Source organism: Pseudomonas khorasanensis (assembly GCF_014268505.2).
GTDB lineage: Bacteria > Pseudomonadota > Gammaproteobacteria > Pseudomonadales > Pseudomonadaceae > Aquipseudomonas > Aquipseudomonas khorasanensis.
In genome coordinates this window covers 209,113-228,925 of the sequence record NZ_JABWQP020000004.1, presented here as the reverse complement: position 1 = coordinate 228,925, position 19,813 = coordinate 209,113, and the positions used below count along the sequence as shown (strand labels likewise).

Below are 19,813 nucleotides of genomic sequence, written 5' to 3'. Positions count from 1 at the left end.
GGCGGTTTTACTGCCGGCCCTCACAGCCCTTCCCCATTCCCAAAGTTCACCCGTATCCCCTGGAGCGAGCCTGCTCGCGAAAGCGGTGTATCAGTTACAAATATATTGGCTGACCTGACGCTTTCGCGAGCAGGCTCGCTCCCACAGGTACCGTGTCAATCCAACGGCATCACCGTCACCCGCACTTCCGGATCATGACTGCCCCCGCCCAGAATCACCCCACGCAACGGCGACACATCGGAAAAATCCCGGCCCCACGCCAACGTGATGTGTTCCAGCGCAGGTTGCACATTGTTTGTCGGATCGAAATCCACCCAACCGAGTACCGGACAGAACACCGACACCCAGGCATGGGAGGCATCAGCGCCGATCAAGCGTGGCTGCCCCGGCGGTGGCTGGGTCAGCAAATAGCCACTGACGTAACGCGCCGCCAGCCCACGCGAGCGTACGCAGGCGAGCATTAGATGGGCGAAGTCCTGGCAGACCCCACGCCGACGTTCAAGCACTTCCACCAGCGGCGTCGCCACTTGGGTGGCTTCGGCATCGAAGGTGAACTCGCTGAAAATCTTTTGCATCAATGCCTGCACACCCAGCAACAGCGGTTGCGCTGGTGCAAAGCAGCTTTGCGAGAACTCGACAAAGCTGCGCTTCAAGTGCACGTAGGGAGACTGGAACCGGTAGCGACAGGCTTCCAGCAAATCCGCGGGCATCGGTCGGCTGCTGTAGGACAGCGCATCGCGCGTCAGCTCCCACGGCGGGGATCGATTGAAATCCAACACCGGCCGCGTCAGCACTTCAACTGTCAGCCGTGCGTTGACCTGCAATTGATCATGTGGTCGTTCGAACGCCAGCCGGGTCAACGGATTGCCGAACACATCCAGTTCATCGCGTCGCACCGTCGGCTCAGGGCTGATCTGCAATTGCCGCTCGGTGCAGCGCTGCCACGTGCACTCGCGTGGCCACAGGTGCGCCAGTTGCTGGGCGAGGGAAACCGGGCTGTCGTAGTGATAGCTGGTGTCGTGAAAAATCTGGTAATGAGCGCTCATCAGACAGACACCGTTCGCTGGCTGACATCATCGACATGGGCGAAATGGCGCAGGGCCAGACGGTCCGATACTTGCCCGCTGGCTTCGGCAATTTCCTGCAGCAGATCCGCCAGGCCGTCGAGCGCAGCACGTACGCTGGATTTGCCAAACAAAGGATTTTCCAGACCCCCCAGATCGAACCGTGACAGGCGTTCAACCAGCTGCGGCAAGCCGGTTTCCCGAGGCGCATCGAAATCGTCGTTCAAGCGCTTCAAAGTCCGAGTGACCAGTTTCAGTTGAAACAACACCGCGTGGGGGTTCTGTTCATCGAGCAACAAAAGATCAAGCACGGGAATCAATTGTGCCACCGCCAGGTACCGCGAGCGGTAGGTGATGCTGCTGTTGCCAAGCTCAAGCAGCCATTCCAGCCCCGCCTGGTCGAACGCACCCGCGCCGCGCAGAAACGCCGCCAGACTACTACTGAGAAATTGCAGGCGCTCGATCCGCCGACCGATCATCAGAAAGCGCCAGCCTTCGTCGCGGGTCATGTCATCCAGCGCAAACCCTGACAGCGCCGCCAGCGACATCACCAGACGGTTGAGGAAATCCAGCAGTTCGCCGAAATCCGGTTCGTCGACTTCCAACTCCATCGCTTCACGCTGCAATTCGACCAGCGCCTGCCAGTTCTCCCGAGACAGCTTGCCGCGCACTTGCGACGCGGCCCATTGCAGGCGGTGCAGGTTGGAACGCAGACTGAACGACCAATCCTCGCCCAGCAGCGCAGCGAGCAAACGCTGCGGCAAATCACCTTCGTCCGGCAGCAACGCCAGTCGCTCACCGAGATCGACCGCCGCCTGCAATGCCTGCGGGTCATCGCCATCGACATAGCGCGCCAGCATGATGCGCAGCAACCGCGCACTGTCGTCGCAACGCTCGCAATAGCGGCCGAACCAGAACAGGTTCTCCACGACACGCGAAGGCAGGTACGGATCGCGACGGATGAGATCATGCACCCCGACATTTCGCTGCGCCTTCCATTGTTCATCATTCGGTGCGCGGTCGCTGAGCACCCAGGTATCCTTGCTTGCCCCGCCGCGCTGCATCGACACCACTTCGGCATCGGCATCGGTTGCCACTCGCGTCAGGCCGCCCGGCAGGACGCGGTAGCCGTCGTGACTGGCCACTGCATACATGCGCATGCCGATCGCCCTGGGTTGCAGTTGTCCGTCCAGCGCTTGCCAGACCGGCGCCTGGGACAGTTGCGCCAACTCTTGCGCAACGTACGCATAGGGCCGTGCCTGCATGCGCCGAGCGAGGGATTCGCGCTGTTTTTCACTCAGATCGCGCCCGAATACCGGTACGAAGCTCTGGGACGCAAAAGCCGGCTTGATCAGCAGTTCAGGCAGCTTTTCCAACGCCTGCGCCAGCACCGGTGCCTCACCGCACCACCACGTCGCGATGGACGGCAATATCAGTTCCTCGCCGAACAGGAACTGGTTGATCCTCGGCAGAAAGCCGAGCAACCCCGGCGACTCAAGCACACCACTGCCCAGAGAGTTGGCGACCAGCACCCGTCCCTGACGCACTGCTTCCAGCAGACCGGGAACACCAAGCGCCGAGTCGGTACGCAACTCCAGCGGATCGCAGAAATCATCATCGAGGCGCCGCATGATGGCGTGCACCCGGCGCAGGCCGCTGAGGGTTTTCAGGTACACCGTGGCATTGCGTACCGTCAGGTCGCCGCCCTCCACCAGCGGATAGCCGAGCTGGCGGGCCAGGTACAGATGCTCAAAATAACTTTCGTTGAAACGCCCCGGTGTCAGCAGGACCACCAGCGGCGTGTCATCGCCATCGGGCGCCTGACGGGCCAGGGTTTCCTGCAGCGTGCGGAAGAATCCCGCCAGGTGCTGAACCTTCAGATCCCGGTACAACTCGGGGAAAGCACGGGAGACGATAGTGCGGTTTTCCAGTGCGTAACCGGCGCCCGACGGCGCTTGCGTACGATCGGCGGTGACCCACCAGCGGCCGTCCGGCGTGCGCGCCAGATCCACTGCGTACAGGTGCAGAAAAACCGAGTCCGGCGGCACGATGCCCTGACAGGGCCAGAGAAAATTGTTGTGCCCGAACACCAGCTCCGCCGGCAACAGGCCCTCCCGGATCAGTCGCTGCGGGCCGTACAGATCCGCCAGCACCGCATTAAGCAATCGCGCGCGCTGAGCAATGCCGGCCGACAGCTGCTGCCATTCATCCGCTGCGATCACATGGGGCAACAGATCCAGTTCCCACGGCCGGTCAGCCCCTTTCGGGTCGGCATAGACGTTATAGGTAACGCCGTTTTCCTGAATCTGCCGCGCCAGCAATGCCTGCCGCTGCGCCAGTTGTGCAGGGCTGCTGCGCTGCAACTGGTCGAACAGTCGCCGCCAATGCGGGCGCACCGCACCGCTGCCGTCGAGCAGTTCGTGATAAGTGCCCGCGCTCAGCGGGTAGCGGTCTAGCAGGTCAGGCATGGATAGCTCGGCAGACAGCAAGGAACGGTCAGACTAACGCAGGCACATGACGCCGGATATACGAAAAATCCTGCGACATGCTTCTGAACAAGTGACGACTTAGAAACGGCGTAAATCCAGTGTCATCGGCAGCTCGTCGTTGGTTTGAACCTGCGGTACTGCCAGTTTCCCCGGCGTGTGGCCGACCCGGAAAAACCGCGCCATGCGCCGGCTTTCCGCTTCGTTGGCGTTGACCGGCAAGGTTTCGTAATTGCGCCCACCGGGATGAGCGACGTGATACTGGCAGCCGCCCAGCGAACGCTCCATCCAGGTGTCGAGCAGGTCGAATACCAGCGGCGCGTGCACCGGGATGGTCGGCTGCAGGCAGTTGGCCGGTTGCCACGCCCGGAAGCGCACCCCCGCCACGAACTCGCCGACACGCCCAGTGGGGTGCAACGGCACGGCGACGCCGTTGCAGGTCAACAGATACCGCTGCGGGGGTAGACCTTTGATTTTGACCTGCAACCGCTCGAGCGATGAATCGACATACCGCACGGTTCCCCCAGCCGAGCCCTCCTCGCCCAGCACATGCCATGGCTCCAGCGCCTGACGCAGCTCCAGCTCGATACCGTTGACGGCATAATCGCCGACCTTGGGAAAGCGGAACTCCAGATGCGCCGCGAACCACTCTGCCCGCAGTGGATAACCCACACTGTTCAGCTCGGCGATGACTTCGGCGAAGTCCTGCTCGATAAAGTGCGGCAGCATGAAACGGTCGTGCAGTTCGGTGCCCCAACGCACCAGTTTCGGCGGTGCGTAAGGTTCACGCCAAAAACGCGCAACCAGCGCGCGCAGCAACAATTGCTGGGCGAGGCTCATGCGCGCGTGCGGCGGCATTTCAAAGGCACGCAGCTCCAGCAGGCCGAGGCGACCGGTGGCGCCGTCCGGCGAATAGAGTTTGTCGATGCAGAATTCAGCGCGATGGGTGTTGCCCGTGACGTCGATCAACAAGTTGCGCAGCAGTCGATCCACCCGCCACGGCGCGCATTCTTCGCCCGGTTCAGGCATCTGTGCGAAGGCGATTTCCAGTTCGTACAGCGCATCGTTGCGCGCTTCGTCGACACGCGGTGCCTGTGAGGTCGGGCCGATGAACAAACCGGAAAACAAATACGACAATGAAGGATGGTTGTGCCAGTAACTGATCAGGCTGCGCAGTAGATCCGGGCGGCGCAGAAACGGTGAGTCCGCCGGCGTCTCGCCACCGAGGACGAAATGGTTGCCGCCGCCGGTACCGGCGTGGCGTCCGTCGATCATGAACTTTTCCGTGGTCAGGCGGGTTTGCCGTGCCTGTTCATAAAGAAACTCGGTGCGTTCGACCAACTCCTCCCAACTCGCCGAAGGCTGCACGTTGACCTCGATCACGCCCGGGTCCGGGGTTATGCGGAAATTGCTCAGGCGCGGATCGCTCGGCGGCTCGTAGCCTTCGAGCAACACCGGGCAATGCAGCTCTTCGGCGGTGGCCTCGATGGCCGCAACCAACTCCAGATAGTCGTCGACGCGCTCTAGCGGCGGCATGAACAGATACAGACGGCCCTCGCGGGGTTCAGCGCAAAAGGCGGTGCGGGTCAGCCAGTCGGCGGATTCGTCGATTGTCGGTGCACGCTCGTCGGCCGTGGCGGCTTCGCCATGCTGGCTCAGACGCGCAGCATCGGGCAATTCAGGAAAGTCCTGATTCGGATCCTGCGGATGGATGAACGGGTACTCGGCGGCTTTCACCCAAGGCTGCGAGCCGAGCGGCAAGCGGTAGCCCAACGGTGAATCCCCCGGCACCAGACGGCAGTGGTCATCGCGCAGATACCAGCGCCCGCTCTGCCATTGGTCGCCCTTGGCCGTGCGCGCCAGCGGCAGCACCTGGCCAATCACCTTGCCGAGCCCCTGGCTGAAGACCTTGCGCAGTCGCGCCCGCTCCAGCGGTTCCTCCAGGCGCGAATCCTCGGCGCTGACATTGCCGGGCAACGTCCCCTCGCGCCAGAGGTAATGGAAATTGTCTTCGTAGGCCGGGAAGACGAATCTGGCAGGCAGCTTCAGGCGTTCGGCAACGCTGGCAAGAAAGCGTCCGGCGAGTTCGCCATCGGCCCCGTAGTCCTGCTGTTCGTCGGCAATCAACGCGTCGTTTTTCCAGACCGCTACGCCATCGCGCCGCCAATAGCAGTTAAGCGACCAGCGCGGCAGTTGCTCGCCGGGGTACCACTTGCCCTGGCCGAAATGCACCAGACTGCTGGGCGCGTAGTGCTTACGCAGGCGCTGGAACAATTCGGCGGAGAGCCGGCGCTTGTCCTCGCCCAGCGCCGCCGTGTTCCATTCGGCGCCATCCGGATCGTCGATGGAGACGAACGTCGGCTCGCCGCCCATGGTCAGGCGCACATCGCCTTCCAGCAAGTCGGCGTCGATCCGCCGGCCCAGCGCCTGAATCGCCAGCCATTGCGCGTCGGTGTAGGGCTGGGTGACACGTGGCGCCTCCCAGATCCGCTCCACGCTCATTTCATGACTGAACTGCGTTTCACACGGCTCGACCATGCCGCTGATCGGCGCCGCCGAGGATGGGTCGGGACTGCACGCCAGCGGAATATGCCCTTCACCGGCAAACAGTCCAGACGTTGCGTCCAGACCAATCCAGCCGGCACCCGGCAGATACACCTCGCACCAGGCGTGCAGGTCGGTGAAATCCACCTCGGTGCCGGATGGGCCGTCGAGGCTCTTCACATCTGCGCTCAGTTGAATCAGATAACCGGACACAAACCGCGCCGCCAGGCCCAGGTTGCGCAACAGCTGCACCAGCAGCCACGCCGAATCGCGGCAGGAGCCAGACGCGTTCTGAAGGGTGCGCTCCGGGGTTTGCACGCCCGGCTCCATGCGGATCAGGTAACCGATGTCTTCGCTGAGACGTTGATTGAGCGCCACCAGAAAATCCACGGCAGGCAGCGAAGTGAGATCAATGCCGTCGAGGTAGGCCTTGAAGGTTGGCGTGAGCGGCAGGGTTTCCAGGTACGGCGCCAGCTCCTTGCGCTCGTCGGCGGCGTAGGCGAACGGGATTTTTTCGGCGTACGGCTCCAGAAAAAAATCGAACGGGTTGAATACGGCCATCTCAGCGAGCAGGTCGACTTCGATGCGCAGCTCTCGAGTTTTCTCGGGAAACACCAGACGCGCCAGGTAGTTGCCTTGCGGGTCTTGCTGCCAGTTGATGAAATGCTGCTCGGGCGAGACTTTCAGCGCGTAGGACAGAATCCGCGTGCGGCTGTGGGGCGCCGGGCGCAGGCGCACGATCTGCGGGCCGAGTTCGACAGCGCGGTCGTAGCGATAATGCGTGACGTGATGCAATGCGACATGAATCGACACGGCGTGCCTCCTGCGAGCCTGGGCGTAATGGAAAGCGCGCAAGACTTATGCCATGCACGGGCCTGAGCGCTTTCGCGAATGCTCAAGGCAGTACAGCACCAAAACCGGGCGATGCGAGGAAAAGCTTTGGCGAAGTTGCCCGCAAATGTTGCGGACGCTGATTCTTGCTGTGTTTGACCGGACGCATTCGCGAGCAGGCTCGCTCCCACATTTGGAATGCGTTCTCCTGTGGGAGCGAGCCTGCTCGCGAAGAGGCCAGCGGCAACAACTCATTTCTTGAGGTCTGAAATGCAAAACGCCAACCCTAAGGTTGGCGTTGTGCTTGTATCGGTCGCGAATCAGCGCGGGACTACCGGCTTGCGGGTCGGTTTCGGCCCTTTGCCTTTGGCGGCATCCTTGCGCTCCTTGGCAGCCTGCTGGTTGCGGGCGAACGCCGCAGCCTTGGCCTGCTCGCGCTTGTCCCAGGGATTACCACCATCACTGGCACGCGGGGGCAGACCGGTGTGCTGGGTGAGGATCTTGGTGGTTTTCTCTTTCGCCACTTTATGGCTGCCGGCCGGTGTCGAGTTTTTACGGCGGGCGCTCTGATAGCTGTCAGTGGCTGGCTGATGCGCCGGGATCAACTGGTCCTTGCCCGGCCCGATCAGATCGGCACGGCCCATGCGGATCAGCGCTTCACGCAGCATTGGCCAGCCTTTCGGGTCGTGATAACGCAAGAATGCCTTGTGCAAACGGCGCTGCTCTTCGCTCTTGACGATGGTCACGCCGTCGCTCTTGTAGGTGACTTTGCGCAGCGGGTTCTTGCCCGAATGGTACATCGCCGTCGCGGTGGCCATCGGCGAAGGGTAGAACGCCTGCACCTGGTCGGCGCGGAAGCCGTTGCCCTTGAGCCACAGGGCCAGGTTCATCATGTCTTCGTCAGTGGTGCCAGGGTGCGCGGCGATGAAGTACGGAATCAGGTACTGCTCCTTGCCCGCTTCCTTGGTGTACTTCTCGAACATGCGCTTGAACTTGTCATAGCTGCCAATGCCCGGCTTCATCATTTGATTGAGCGGACCTTCCTCGGTGTGTTCCGGGGCGATCTTGAGGTAACCGCCGACGTGGTGGGTCACCAGCTCTTTGACGTACTCCGGCGACTCGACCGCGAGGTCGTAACGCAGGCCGGAAGCGATCAGGATCTTCTTCACGCCCGGCAGGGCACGTGCGCTGCGATACAGCTGAATCAGCGACGAGTGATCGGTGTTCAGGTTCGGGCAGATGCCGGGGAACACGCAGGACGGCTTGCGGCACGCGGATTCGATTTCCGGGCTCTTGCAGGCGATGCGGTACATGTTCGCGGTCGGGCCGCCGAGGTCGGAAATGACGCCGGTAAAGCCTGGCACCTTGTCGCGGATCTCTTCGATTTCGCGAATGATCGACTCTTCGGAACGGTTCTGGATGATCCGGCCTTCATGCTCGGTGATCGAGCAGAAGGTGCAGCCGCCAAAGCAGCCACGCATGATGTTTACCGAGAAACGGATCATGTCGTAGGCCGGGATTTTTTCCTTGCCGTACGCGGGGTGCGGGACGCGTGCGTACGGCATGCCGAACACGTAGTCCATTTCTTCGGTGGTCATTGGAATCGGCGGCGGATTGAACCAGACATCGACTTCGCCATGCTTCTGCACCAGCGCGCGGGCGTTGCCCGGGTTGGTTTCGAGGTGAAGCACGCGGTTGGCGTGGGCATACAGCACCGCATCACCGCGCACTTTCTCCATCGACGGCAGACGGATCACGGTCTTGTCACGGGTCATCCGTGGACTGGCCAGAATCTGTACGACCTTGGCTTCTTCCGGATCGTCGACCGGCCCTTTTTCCTGTTCGATGGCGCAGGCCTGGGTGTCCTGGGTGTTCACGTACGGGTTGATGATCTTGTCGACCTTGCCCGGACGATCAATGCGCGTCGAGTCAACTTCGTACCAGCCTTGTGGCGTGTCACGACGGATGAACGCGGTGCCGCGCACGTCAGTAATGTCTTCGATCTTGTGGCCGTAGGACAGACGTTGAGCGACTTCGACAATCGCGCGCTCGGCGTTGCCGTACAGCAGAATGTCGGCGCTGGCGTCGATCAGGATCGAGTTGCGCACGCGGTCCTGCCAGTAGTCGTAATGTGCGATGCGGCGCAACGAGGCTTCGATGCCGCCAAGCACGATCGGCACATGCTTGTAGGCTTCCTTGCAGCGCTGGCTGTAAACCAGGCTCGCGCGATCCGGACGCTTGCCGGCCATGCCGCCCGGGGTGTAGGCGTCGTCAGAGCGGATTTTCTTGTCCGCCGTATAGCGGTTGATCATCGAGTCCATGTTGCCGGCCGCGACGCCGAAGAACAGGTTCGGCTCGCCGAGCTTCATGAAATCGTCTTTGGACTGCCAATTTGGCTGCGCAATGATCCCGACGCGAAAGCCTTGCGACTCCAGCAGCCGGCCGATGATTGCCATGCCGAACGATGGGTGATCGACGTAGGCATCTCCGGTAACAATGATGATGTCACACGAATCCCAGCCAAGCTGATCCATCTCCTCCCTGCTCATCGGCAGGAATGGCGCTGGCCCGAAACATTCGGCCCAATATTTTGGATAGTCAAATAACGGCTTGGCTGCTTGCATGTCGACGACCGGTGTTGAAGTGAAAAATCGCGGGCGCGGAATATAGCACAAAATTTGACCAATTCCGACGGCAATGGTCGGTTTCTCCGAGAAGCCGTCCGCCTCGTCAACCTGAACACTCCGCGCTCATGTAAACGCACGACACCGCACACGGCAAGGATGCCAACCGTCCGTAGCCTCCCGCCCGGGAGTAGCGAGGCGAGATACGTTAAAGGATGACATGCAATGCCAGTCAAACCGCCTGTCAGGGGCACAACAACCGCCTCGGTTCATGTACCACGAACCACTGATCCGGTCGCCCGGCCCGCTCACGCGCTTGCCCTCGACGGCCGGCCTGCGTCAAGGGATCCCGCTCAAGCCGCCTCGGGAGCGACGATCGATCCTGGCCTCGACACCATAACGTCGCAGCCGCCTCGGGTCTCGATCAGCGCATCCGCCGACCCTGGGCCAACGCCCGTAGCAGGCGAACGTTCGCTGCGAGGTTACTGGATTACTGCGCCGACTGTGCTCCCCGCTCCGAATGCCCAAGGTGTTTCGGTATTCAAGGGACGTGAATACGTAAGAGTGCCGCAGGGCGGGACCGTACAGGTGGGACTGGATCCAGCCAGCGGCCTCTACCGCGCCAAACTGCCCAGCGAGCTGAATCCTTCGGGGCCTATTTTGCAGCTCGACGCTGCAAGCCGCCTCTGGCAACCGCGCGAACGCTTCATGGGGGCGACTTTCCAGGGAGCGCAACGTGCGAACGTATTTCGTTATCTGGAGGTGGAGGCCGAGCTTGACCGCCTCCTCGACAAGATCGAAACAGCCGGGCTGGAAAGTCAGCGCCTGAGGACGAAATGGCTGGGCGTAAAAGATACGGAAGGTGAACGCTTCGTTCTGGTTGAGCGCGAAGTGCAACATCGGCGGGAGCTGCAAGCATTCGAGGAAGCAACCGATTTCTGCAATGCCAACAAAAGTGCGATTGTTGATCTCAAGACAACCGAAGGCTACCGACAGAGAATCATAGCGTTACTTAAAGGAAAAATACTCGCCTACGAGCAACTGATTGAAAGCGGCCTGTCCCGTCAGGCTCTCGAAGGTTCCCTGTTCGACCTTCCCGACCATAACCGCCCCAGGGCCGTGGCCTTCCTGAGCAAAATGCTGGGCTACATGAAAAAGCGCCAGCAAATCGACGACCAATTGGTTAAAAAATGGCACGTCCCGCGCCCTGACTCTAACGAGGGCATCCTCTCACCGATCGAAACCCATCGAATCGCTGCCATGTGGGTCTTTGCCAAAAGCGTGCTCCTTGATCATCCGCAACCTGCCAGTCAGGCCCCCAAGGCGTCCTATCTGGCGACTCAGTTTGCTCAGGCCACAACCGTCTATGGCGTACTCGAGCACATACCGGACGTCGCCCGCACGCCCGTACTCAATGAGTTGACGAAACAATGTGCGGCAATCCGTGACTGGTACGAAAGACTTGAATTGCCGCCAGGCCCGGAGCACGTCATTTCACGCGATGAAATCAGTACAGAAATCAGAGAGTTCGAGCACACGCTGGGACGCCGCTTGACCCGTTACTACCACGAACAGGCAGTAGGGCTGACGCGACCTGGCCACGAGCAACCGATTGATTTCGACTTTATCCCGGAGCAACGCAGAAGCGGCCCCGCGCCGAAGCCCTGGCGACTCTTTCGGGCGAAAAAGCATGGCATCTACAAGATCAGGATCGGCGAATCACGACGCACCGCGCAGGGAGAGGAGGTTCTCGACGTGCACAATCCCCTTCATCCGGAGCAAGTCCTGCAAACCTACGAGCACCGGGACGGAGAATGGCGTCCGTGGCTGCCGCCCAGGGAAAAAGGTCTGTCCGCGCTGCTTGCCGAAGCCGATCAACACCTGAACAAGACCGACTCACACGTGGACGCCGCACTCAGACAGGAGCGGAAAAACAACAACCCGGACAATATTGTCGAAATGCTCCAAAGCAAAGCCAAAACACTGGATGACATCGCCGTAGCGCTGCAACGGCATGAACCCGCGGCTGCCGAGACCGGCGAGTTGCTACGGCAACTGAGGCTTGACAGCAAGCGCCTGCGCGATGAGGGCGAACAGATACGCATCCGGATCTACAAGGACAAAGATTTCCTGAGTGCTGACCGACTGATTTATCTGATCGACAAAGGCCACATTCGTGTATTGAAGAGCGGCGATCGCTTGAAACGAGGCAAAGGCAAGGACCGAGAATATCTCGACATCTATTCGATCAATGATGCCCAGACCGGATCCCCACTCTGGCACGCGCATTTCCATTATGCGGCGCCGGACACCCCGAGTCTGAATTTCAACGTACGCGGCGCCCACTTGAAAACCCTTGAGCAGAGCGCGAAGGGCATCGTATCGCAACGCAAAGAAGAAATGGCGCACCGAAAACATGTCGCCATATGGCGCGAATACATCGACGGACGCACAGCGCAAAGGATTTTCGACCTGGCGGCGACCTCCACTGACCGTGTCGGGTAGCCGTTCAGTGACACCCTTCAGGCAGCGGGGGCGGCGCTGGCAGACCTGGGTAACCGCCAAGGCAGAGCGGATCGCCCGATCTGTTGTTACTCGTCGTCGTCGAAGTTGTAGCTGCCCGGGGCGAGGTTTTCAAAGCGCGTGTATTTACCGATGAACGCCAAACGGATGAAACCGATCGGGCCGTTCCGCTGCTTGCCGATGATGATTTCGGCGATGCCCTTGTGCTCGGTCTCCGGGTGATACACCTCGTCGCGATAGACGAACATGATTACGTCGGCGTCTTGCTCGATCGCTCCGGATTCACGCAAGTCGGAGTTCACCGGACGCTTGTTGGGACGTTGTTCAAGGGAACGGTTGAGCTGCGACAGTGCGACCACCGGGCAGTTGAATTCCTTGGCCAGCGCTTTCAGGGATCGCGAGATCTCGGAGATTTCGTTGGTCCGGTTGTCACCGCTGGAACCAGGGATCTGCATCAGCTGCAGGTAGTCGATCATGATCAGGCCGACTTCGCCGTGCTCACGCACCAGACGCCGAGTCCGCGCGCGCATTTCCGACGGGCTGATACCGGCCGTGTCATCGATGAACAGTTTACGGTCGTTGAGCAGATTGACCGCTGAAGTCAGGCGTGGCCAGTCGTCGTCTTCCAATTGGCCGGAACGCACCTTGGTCTGGTCGATACGGCCGAGCGACGACAGCATACGCATGATCAGCGATTCGCCTGGCATCTCGAGGGAGTACACCAGTACCGCTTTTTCGCTGCGCAACACTGCATTTTCCACCAGGTTCATCGCAAAGGTGGTTTTACCCATCGACGGACGGCCGGCGACGATGATCAGGTCGGACGGCTGCAAGCCGCTGGTCTTCTCGTCGAGGTCGGTGTAGCCCGTGGACAGGCCAGTGATCGCGTCTGCGGTGTTGAACAAGGTATCGATGCGGTCGATGGCCTTGGTCAGCAGATCATTCACGCCCACGGGGCCACCGGTCTTCGGTCGCGCTTCGGCGATCTGGAAGATCTGCCGTTCGGCTTCATCGAGAATCTCGGCGGCGCTGCGGCCTTCCGGATTAAACGCACTGTCGGCAATTTCGGTGCTGATACCGATCAGCTGGCGCAAGGTCGCGCGTTCACGAACGATCTGCGCATAAGCCTTGATGTTAGCGACCGACGGCGTGTTTTTCGCCAGTTCGCCAAGATACCCGAGGCCGCCGACCTGCGACGTCTGACCTTCCTTGTCCAGTTGCTCTGCAAGGGTCACGACGTCGATCGGCGAGTTCTGATCGGCCAGTTTGGCGATCGCTCGGAAGATCAGGCGGTGGTCATGTCGATAGAAATCGCCATCGGAGACTTGATCAAGCACGCGTTCCCAGGCGTTGTTGTCCAGCATCAAACCACCGAGTACGGCCTGTTCGGCCTCGATGGAATGCGGCGGCACCTTCAGGGCAGCGGTTTGCAGATCGTATTGCTCGGGAGCGGAGATATCGTTCATGGCCACTTGAGTGTTGGATGAAAAGCAGGGAATTCAGAAAGACAAAGGGCACGACCTGTAAACAGGATCGTGCCCGATGTTAACCGCCTGACGGACAAGCCGCCAGCCGATCGATGTTGCTTAAGCTGCTACCACGACAACGCGTACGGTGGCTTCAACTTCGGCGTGCAGGTGCACAGCCACGTCGAATTCACCCACGTTGCGGATGGTGCCGTTCGGCAGACGAACTTCGCTCTTCTGCACTTCAACGCCGGAGGCGGTCAGTGCGTCAGCGATGTCGTGAGTACCGATCGAACCGAACAGCTTGCCTTCGTCGCCAGCGGTGGCAGTGATGGTCACTTCCAGCTCGGCCAGTTGGGCAGCACGGCTTTCAGCCGATGCTTTACGGTCTGCGGCAGCTTTTTCCAGCTCGGCGCGACGCTCTTCGAACGCAGCCAGGTTGGCAGCGGTCGCAGCGGTAGCCTTGCCGAAAGGCAGCAGGTAGTTACGGCCGTAACCGGCCTTAACGTTTACTTTGTCGCCCAGGTTGCCCAGGTTGGCGATTTTTTCCAGAAGGATCAGTTGCATGTGAAAATCCTCTAACTTTTAACCTTCACCGTTCGCGCTGTCGGTGTCTTTCGACACGTGACGACCGCGAAAATCAATCAGGCTGTCGACAATGGCCAGAACCACGAGCAACGGATAGATCAGCTGCATGAACAACAGCAGCGTGACGTACAACCCCACCAACCAGAAACCGGCCAGTCGCTTTTGCCCGACCAGCCCGTGAATCAGGGCGAGTCCGGCGAACACCAACGGTACACTGCACAACGGCGTCAACATGGCCATCTGTGCGCCGAGATTCGGGCCCAGAAGCATCAACGCCAGCAGTAACATCGCCGGCCCCAGCGGGATGCGAATGGCGCGAAACTCGCGACCAAAACCACCCGGGTTGTACAACAACGCCTGCCAATGCCGCCCGACAATCAGGCTCAGCACGCTGACGATTTGCAACAAGGCCGCAATCAGTCCGGTCAGGACCGGTGCAATCAGGGACGCGAAACGCGCTTGCTCATCGACCGACAATTGCTTGTAAGTCTCACCGAGAAGCGCCGGCATGACCTTTATAAGGGCCTGTGCAAGCATCTCGATCTGGGCTGCAAACGCAGCCCCGAGCACCACTGAAAACACCACTCCTACCGCTACGCTGACCAGCAGCGTGCGAACCCAGGACTCACTTGCGCGCAAAACCAACGCAAGTCCCGAAGACCCCAACAGCACCAGAAGTGCCCGTGGGTCATCGGCATACAACCACCAGATCAATGCCGGCAGCAGTCCCAGTGACAGAACGCCCAGGGCGTCCATCAATCCGCGCCGTAGCAGCACAAGGCTCCCGGCGGCAGCGCCCAACCAATACAACAACGGCAATGTTGCACACCCGGCCACTACAAGAGTGGCCTGCATACGGCCTCGCATGATGAACTCGGCTAAGGCACGCATGCATTCAATCCTTTGCTACTTGTCGACTGCCCGGTCTCAGCGGCCGTGGCTGTCGGTGTAGGCCAGCAGGGCCAGGAAGCGGGCGCGCTTGATAGCGGTGGCCAGCTGACGCTGATAACGAGCTTTGGTACCGGTGATGCGGCTTGGAACGATTTTGCCGGTCTCGGATACGTAGGCTTTCAGAGTGTTGAGATCTTTGTAATCGATCTCTTTCACGTCTTCAGCGGTGAAGCGGCAGAATTTACGACGACGGAAGAAACGTGCCATTTGATAGGCTCCTTAATAAGGTCCGTGGATTACTCGTCAGCGTTATCGCTGTTGTCGCTGTCATCACTGTCGGTGCCTTCGGCGCCTTCGTGCTCAGGACGGTCGCGACGCTCACGGCGCTCACTGCGGTTTTCTTCAGCCTTGAGCATCTCGGACTGGCCGGTAACGGCTTCGTCGCGACGGATGACCAGGTTACGGATCACTGCATCGTTGTAGCGGAAGTTGTCTTCCAGCTCGGCCAGAGCCTTGCCAGTGCACTCAACGTTCAGCATCACGTAGTGAGCCTTGTGAACATTGTTGATTGCGTAGGCCAGTTGACGACGGCCCCAATCTTCCAGACGGTGGATTTTGCCGCCGTCTTCTTCGATCAGCTTGGTGTAACGCTCAACCATGCCGCCGACTTGCTCGCTCTGATCCGGGTGGACCAGAAAGATGATTTCGTAATGACGCATGAATGCTCCTTACGGGTTGTAGCCTGCCGCTCAAAAACGGTCAGACAAGGAGTGAATGACACTTATGGACTTGCTGGCGCGGGGCACATGCGTGCCTGCCGTCACAGCAAGGGGCGCAATTGTAGAGAAGGGACTGCGGGGGCGCAAGGCAATTGGTGAATATTTGAACAACCACCGATCTTCCAGACACCGTAACCGAATGTGGGAGCGAGCCTGCTCGCGAATGCGGCCTGTCAGACAACAAATACGTCGACTGACACTCCCTCTTCGCGAGCAGGCTCGCTCCCACAGTTGATTGCGTGAAGCTTATTTCTTCGCGGCAGCCTTGGCCTTGGCGCCGCGCTGGCGCTGGGCTTCGAACAGGCAGACACCTGTCGCCACCGAAACGTTGAGGCTGCTGACGCTGCCGGCCATCGGCAGGTTCACCAGATAGTCGCAGTGCTCGCGGGTCAGGCGGCGCATGCCTTTGCCTTCGGCGCCCATGATCAGGATGGTCGGGCCGGTGAGGTCCTGGTCATAAATGCTGACCTCGGCCTCGCCCGCCGTGCCGACGACCCATAAGCCGCGCTGCTGAAGCTTTTCCAGGGTGCGCGCCAGGTTGGTCACCGCTACGAGCGGAATGACTTCCGCCGCGCCGCAGGCAACTTTACGCACGACCGGCGTCAAGGTTGCAGACTTGTCTTTAGGCACGATGACCGCCAGCGCACCGGCCGCATCGGCCGAGCGCAGGCAGGCGCCGAGGTTGTGCGGGTCGGTCACGCCGTCGAGCACCAGCAACAGCGGCGCGCCTTCGGTGCGATCAAGCAACTCGTCGAGCATCGCCTCGCCCCACACCTGACTCGGACTCACATCCGCGACCACGCCCTGGTGCACGCCTTCAACCCAGGCGTCCATTTCGCGGCGCTCGGCCTGGCCGACCTGGACGCGATTCTCGTTCGCCAGCTCGATCAAGGTCTGCACGCGCGGGTCGTTGCGACTTTCCGCCAGCCAGATCTGCTTGACGCGTTTCGGGTGATGACGCAGCAACGCTTCTACCGCGTGAACGCCGTAGATTTTTTCCAACTGACTCATGACTTCGCCTTCGGTTTACGCGCCCCGCCACTTTTGGCTGGAGCGGAACCCGCTTTAGGCGGGCCTTTACGGTGTTTGCTCGGTTTGGCTGGCTTGCCGCCGGCGGCCGTCTCAGGCGCCGACCGTCCGGTCTTTCCCCCGGACGCCGCTTTACCACCGTTTTTGGCGTCAGAAAGCAGAGCTTTCTTCATTTCACGGCTTTTGCGCAACTCGGCGTTTTTCGCCACAGCGTCGCTCGGGCGATAGGCTTCGGCAGCCTTCTCTTTCGCCGGGCGACGACCGGCGGCTTTTGCCGGAGCTGGCTCTGCGGCAGTTTTGGCCGCAGGCGCAGCGGTTTCAGCACCACGCTTTTTGCGACCGATTGGCGCGCTGATGGTTTTTTCCGCCATCTCGAAGTCAATCTTGCGTTCATCAAGGTCAACGCGCATGACCCGCACTTCAACGGTATCGCCGAGACGGAAGCTGCGACCGGTGCGCTCGCCCGCCAGGCGGTGATGCACAGGATCGAAGTGGTAGTAATCACCCGGCAGCGCGGTGACGTGCACCAGGCCTTCGACGTAGATATCAGTCAGTTCGACGAACAGGCCAAAACCGGTTACCGCAGTGATTACGCCCGGGAAGGACTCGCCGACGCGATCTTTCATGAACTCGCACTTGAGCCAGTTCACAACGTCGCGGGTCGCTTCGTCGGCACGGCGCTCACTCATCGAGCATTGCTCGCCGAGCTGCTCCAGGGCGGCTTCGTCGTACGGATAAATGCGCGCCTTCGGAATGGTCATCGCACCGGCACGACGTACGTGCGGGGTATCCTGCTTCGAATGGATCACGCTGCGGATCGCGCGGTGCGTGAGCAGGTCCGGGTAACGACGGATCGGCGAGGTGAAGTGGGTATAGGCTTCGTAATTCAGGCCGAAGTGACCCTGGTTATCGGCGCTGTACACCGCCTGGCTCAACGAACGCAGCATCACCGTCTGGATCAGATGGAAATCGGGACGATCCTTGATGCTTGCCAGCAAGGCCTGATAATCCTTCGGCGACGGCCCCTCTTTACCTTTGTGCAAAGACAGACCGAGCTCACCAAGGAAGGCGCGCAGTTTTTCCAGACGCTCCGGTGGCGGACCGTTGTGGACGCGATACAACGCAGGGATTTCGTGTTTCTTGAGGAATTCAGCAGTGGCCACGTTGGCCGCCAGCATGCATTCCTCAATGAGTTTGTGCGCATCGTTACGAACAGTCGGACGGATTTCCGCGATCTTGCGCTCGGAGCCGAAGATGATCCGGGTTTCCTGCGTTTCGAAATCAATCGCGCCACGCACGTGACGAGCACCCAGCAGTACTTTGTAAAGCGCGTAAAGCTGCTTGAGGTGCGGCAGAACATCGTTGTACTCACCGCGAAGCTGGCGCGCTTCGGTAAGTTTCGGCGTCTCCAGCATCGCACTGACTTTGTTGTAGGTCAGGCGTGCATGGGAGTGGATCACCGCTTCGTAGAAGCAATAATCAGTCATTTCGCCGGTTTTCGAGATGGTCATCTCGCAAACCATGGCCAGGCGATCGACGTGCGGGTTCAGCGAGCACAAGCCGTTGGACAGCTGCTCCGGAAGCATCGGGATCACGCGCTCCGGGAAATACACGGAGTTGCCGCGAACCTGGGATTCGTTGTCCAGCGCCGAACCGATCTTCACATAGCTGGAGACGTCGGCGATGGCCACGTACAACTTCCAGCCACCGGAAAACAGGCGCAGCTTGCCCGGTTTGGCTTCGCAATAAACCGCGTCATCGAAGTCGCGCGCGTCTTCGCCGTCGATGGTCACGAAAGGCAAGTGACGCAGATCGATGCGCTTTTCTTTGTCTTTCTCTTCAACTTCGGGCTTGAGCTTGGCGGCTTCTTTGAGCACCGCTTCAGGCCAGACGTGAGGGATATCGTATGCCCGCAAAGCGACATCGATTTCCATGCCCGGCGCCATGTAGTTGCCGACCACTTCAACCACATCGCCTTGCGGCTGGAAGCGCGGCGTCGGCCAGTGGGTGATTTTGACTTCTACGAACTGGCCGATCTTCGCGTTGGCGTTACGGCCCGGCGTGACCAGCACTTCTTGCTGGATCTTCGGGTTGTCGGCGACGACGAAACCGATGCCGCCTTCTTCGAAGTATCGACCGACGATGGTTTCGTGAGCCCGCGAGACCACTTCGACGATGACGCCTTCACGGCGACCACGACGGTCGAGCCCGGAAACTCGCGCCAGCGCGCGGTCACCGTCGAACACCAGACGCATTTGCGCCGGGCTCATGAACAGGTCGTCACTGCCGTCGTCCGGCACCAGGAAGCCGAAGCCGTCACGGTGACCGCTGATGCGGCCCAGGATCAGGTCGAGCTTGTCTACGGGTGCGTACGTGCCACGGCGGGTATAGATCAGTTGAGCGTCGCGCTCCATTGCACGCAAACGGCGGCGCAGGGCTTCGATCTGGTCTTCTGTGGTCAGACCAAACTCTTCGACCAGTTGCTCGCGGGCAGCAGGCGAACCCCGATCGGCGAGGTGCGCCAGGATCAGTTCGCGGCTGGGAATAGGGTTTTCATATTTTTCCGCTTCACGAGCGGCCTCGGGATCGAGGGACTGCCAATCGGCCATTAGAGAGTTTTCACCTTGTCTATATAAGGGTTAGTTTGGCATAGGCGCCGTGAAACGGGAAATTTCCGACTTCATAAGGGCGTACAAGGCCCTGTATCGACGCTCTGATACAGGTTTGAACGCCGCTGGTAAAAAAATTCAGTTTTTTACGCAGCAGGGGTTTACAGTTAAAAAGACGCTCCGTATAGTGCGCGCCATCGACGACGCACAAGCGTTTTCGATGATGCCCAGGTGGTGAAATTGGTAGACACGCCAGCTTCAGGTGCTGGTGACCTTACGGTCGTGGAAGTTCGAGTCTTCTCCTGGGCACCAATTTCGAGTTTGAGACTAGATCAGTTTCAAGACTCACACAAAACCCGCGAAAGCGGGTTTTGTGCAT

12 protein-coding genes and 1 tRNA gene are annotated in these 19,813 nt (G+C 60.2%); 2 read left to right on the top strand and 11 right to left on the bottom strand.

The window, feature by feature from the left end; genetic code table 11:
• Window positions 1–155: 155 nt before the first annotated feature.
• The 4 genes from HU727_RS12530 to HU727_RS12515 form a co-directional block, all read right to left on the bottom strand.
• Window positions 156–1,046: a transglutaminase family protein gene (locus tag HU727_RS12530; RefSeq protein ID WP_186531702.1), complete on the bottom strand. Its 891-nt coding sequence runs from the start codon at window positions 1,044–1,046 to the stop codon at window positions 156–158.
• Window positions 1,046–3,532, bottom strand: coding sequence for a circularly permuted type 2 ATP-grasp protein (locus HU727_RS12525; RefSeq protein WP_186531704.1), 2,487 nt, complete (start codon window positions 3,530–3,532; stop codon window positions 1,046–1,048). The genes HU727_RS12530 and HU727_RS12525 overlap by 1 nt, the downstream gene beginning before the upstream one ends.
• 99 nt (window positions 3,533–3,631) lie before the next feature.
• Window positions 3,632–6,907 (bottom strand): transglutaminase family protein, encoded by a 3,276-nt coding sequence (locus HU727_RS12520; protein ID WP_186531706.1) that lies wholly within the window; start codon window positions 6,905–6,907, stop codon window positions 3,632–3,634.
• A 338-nt stretch (window positions 6,908–7,245) separates the two neighbouring features.
• Window positions 7,246–9,549, bottom strand: a complete 2,304-nt coding sequence (locus HU727_RS12515) for a YgiQ family radical SAM protein (protein WP_186531708.1) — start codon at window positions 9,547–9,549, stop codon at window positions 7,246–7,248.
• Window positions 9,550–10,137: 588 nt separating this feature from the next.
• On the opposite strand from HU727_RS12515, the gene HU727_RS12510 reads away from it, so the two are divergent.
• Window positions 10,138–12,054 carry a hypothetical protein gene (locus HU727_RS12510; protein WP_186531710.1) on the top strand — a complete coding sequence of 639 codons (1,917 nt, stop codon included), beginning with the start codon at window positions 10,138–10,140 and terminating at the stop codon, window positions 12,052–12,054.
• Between the two features lie 86 nt (window positions 12,055–12,140).
• Here HU727_RS12510 and dnaB read toward each other — a convergent pair whose 3' ends face one another.
• The 7 genes from dnaB to rnr all read right to left on the bottom strand — a co-directional run bounded on the left by dnaB (window position 12,141) and on the right by rnr (window position 19,434).
• On the bottom strand, window positions 12,141–13,538 hold the full coding sequence (dnaB, locus tag HU727_RS12505; RefSeq protein ID WP_186531712.1) for a replicative DNA helicase: 1,398 nt from the start codon (window positions 13,536–13,538) through the stop codon (window positions 12,141–12,143).
• Between the two features lie 120 nt (window positions 13,539–13,658).
• A complete protein-coding gene (gene rplI / locus HU727_RS12500) occupies window positions 13,659–14,105 on the bottom strand; it encodes a 50S ribosomal protein L9 (protein WP_003221136.1) in 447 nt (148 codons plus the stop codon).
• An 18-nt stretch (window positions 14,106–14,123) separates the two neighbouring features.
• Window positions 14,124–15,017 (bottom strand): hypothetical protein, encoded by an 894-nt coding sequence (locus HU727_RS12495; protein WP_186531714.1) that lies wholly within the window; start codon window positions 15,015–15,017, stop codon window positions 14,124–14,126.
• Window positions 15,018–15,053: 36 nt separating this feature from the next.
• A complete protein-coding gene (rpsR, locus tag HU727_RS12490; protein ID WP_002551829.1) occupies window positions 15,054–15,284 on the bottom strand; it encodes a 30S ribosomal protein S18 in 231 nt (76 codons plus the stop codon).
• A 29-nt stretch (window positions 15,285–15,313) separates the two neighbouring features.
• A complete protein-coding gene (gene rpsF, locus HU727_RS12485) occupies window positions 15,314–15,736 on the bottom strand; it encodes a 30S ribosomal protein S6 (RefSeq protein WP_016771938.1) in 423 nt (140 codons plus the stop codon).
• Window positions 15,737–16,042: 306 nt separating this feature from the next.
• Complete coding sequence (gene rlmB / locus HU727_RS12480) at window positions 16,043–16,807, bottom strand: 23S rRNA (guanosine(2251)-2'-O)-methyltransferase RlmB (RefSeq protein WP_097089872.1); 765 nt, start codon at window positions 16,805–16,807, stop codon at window positions 16,043–16,045.
• On the bottom strand, window positions 16,804–19,434 hold the full coding sequence (gene rnr / locus HU727_RS12475; protein WP_186531715.1) for a ribonuclease R: 2,631 nt from the start codon (window positions 19,432–19,434) through the stop codon (window positions 16,804–16,806). Before rnr ends, rlmB begins: the two co-directional genes overlap by 4 nt.
• Window positions 19,435–19,659: 225 nt before the next feature.
• On the opposite strand from rnr, the gene HU727_RS12470 reads away from it, so the two are divergent.
• Window positions 19,660–19,746 (top strand) — tRNA-Leu (locus tag HU727_RS12470).
• The last annotated feature ends 67 nt before the right edge of the window (window positions 19,747–19,813 follow it).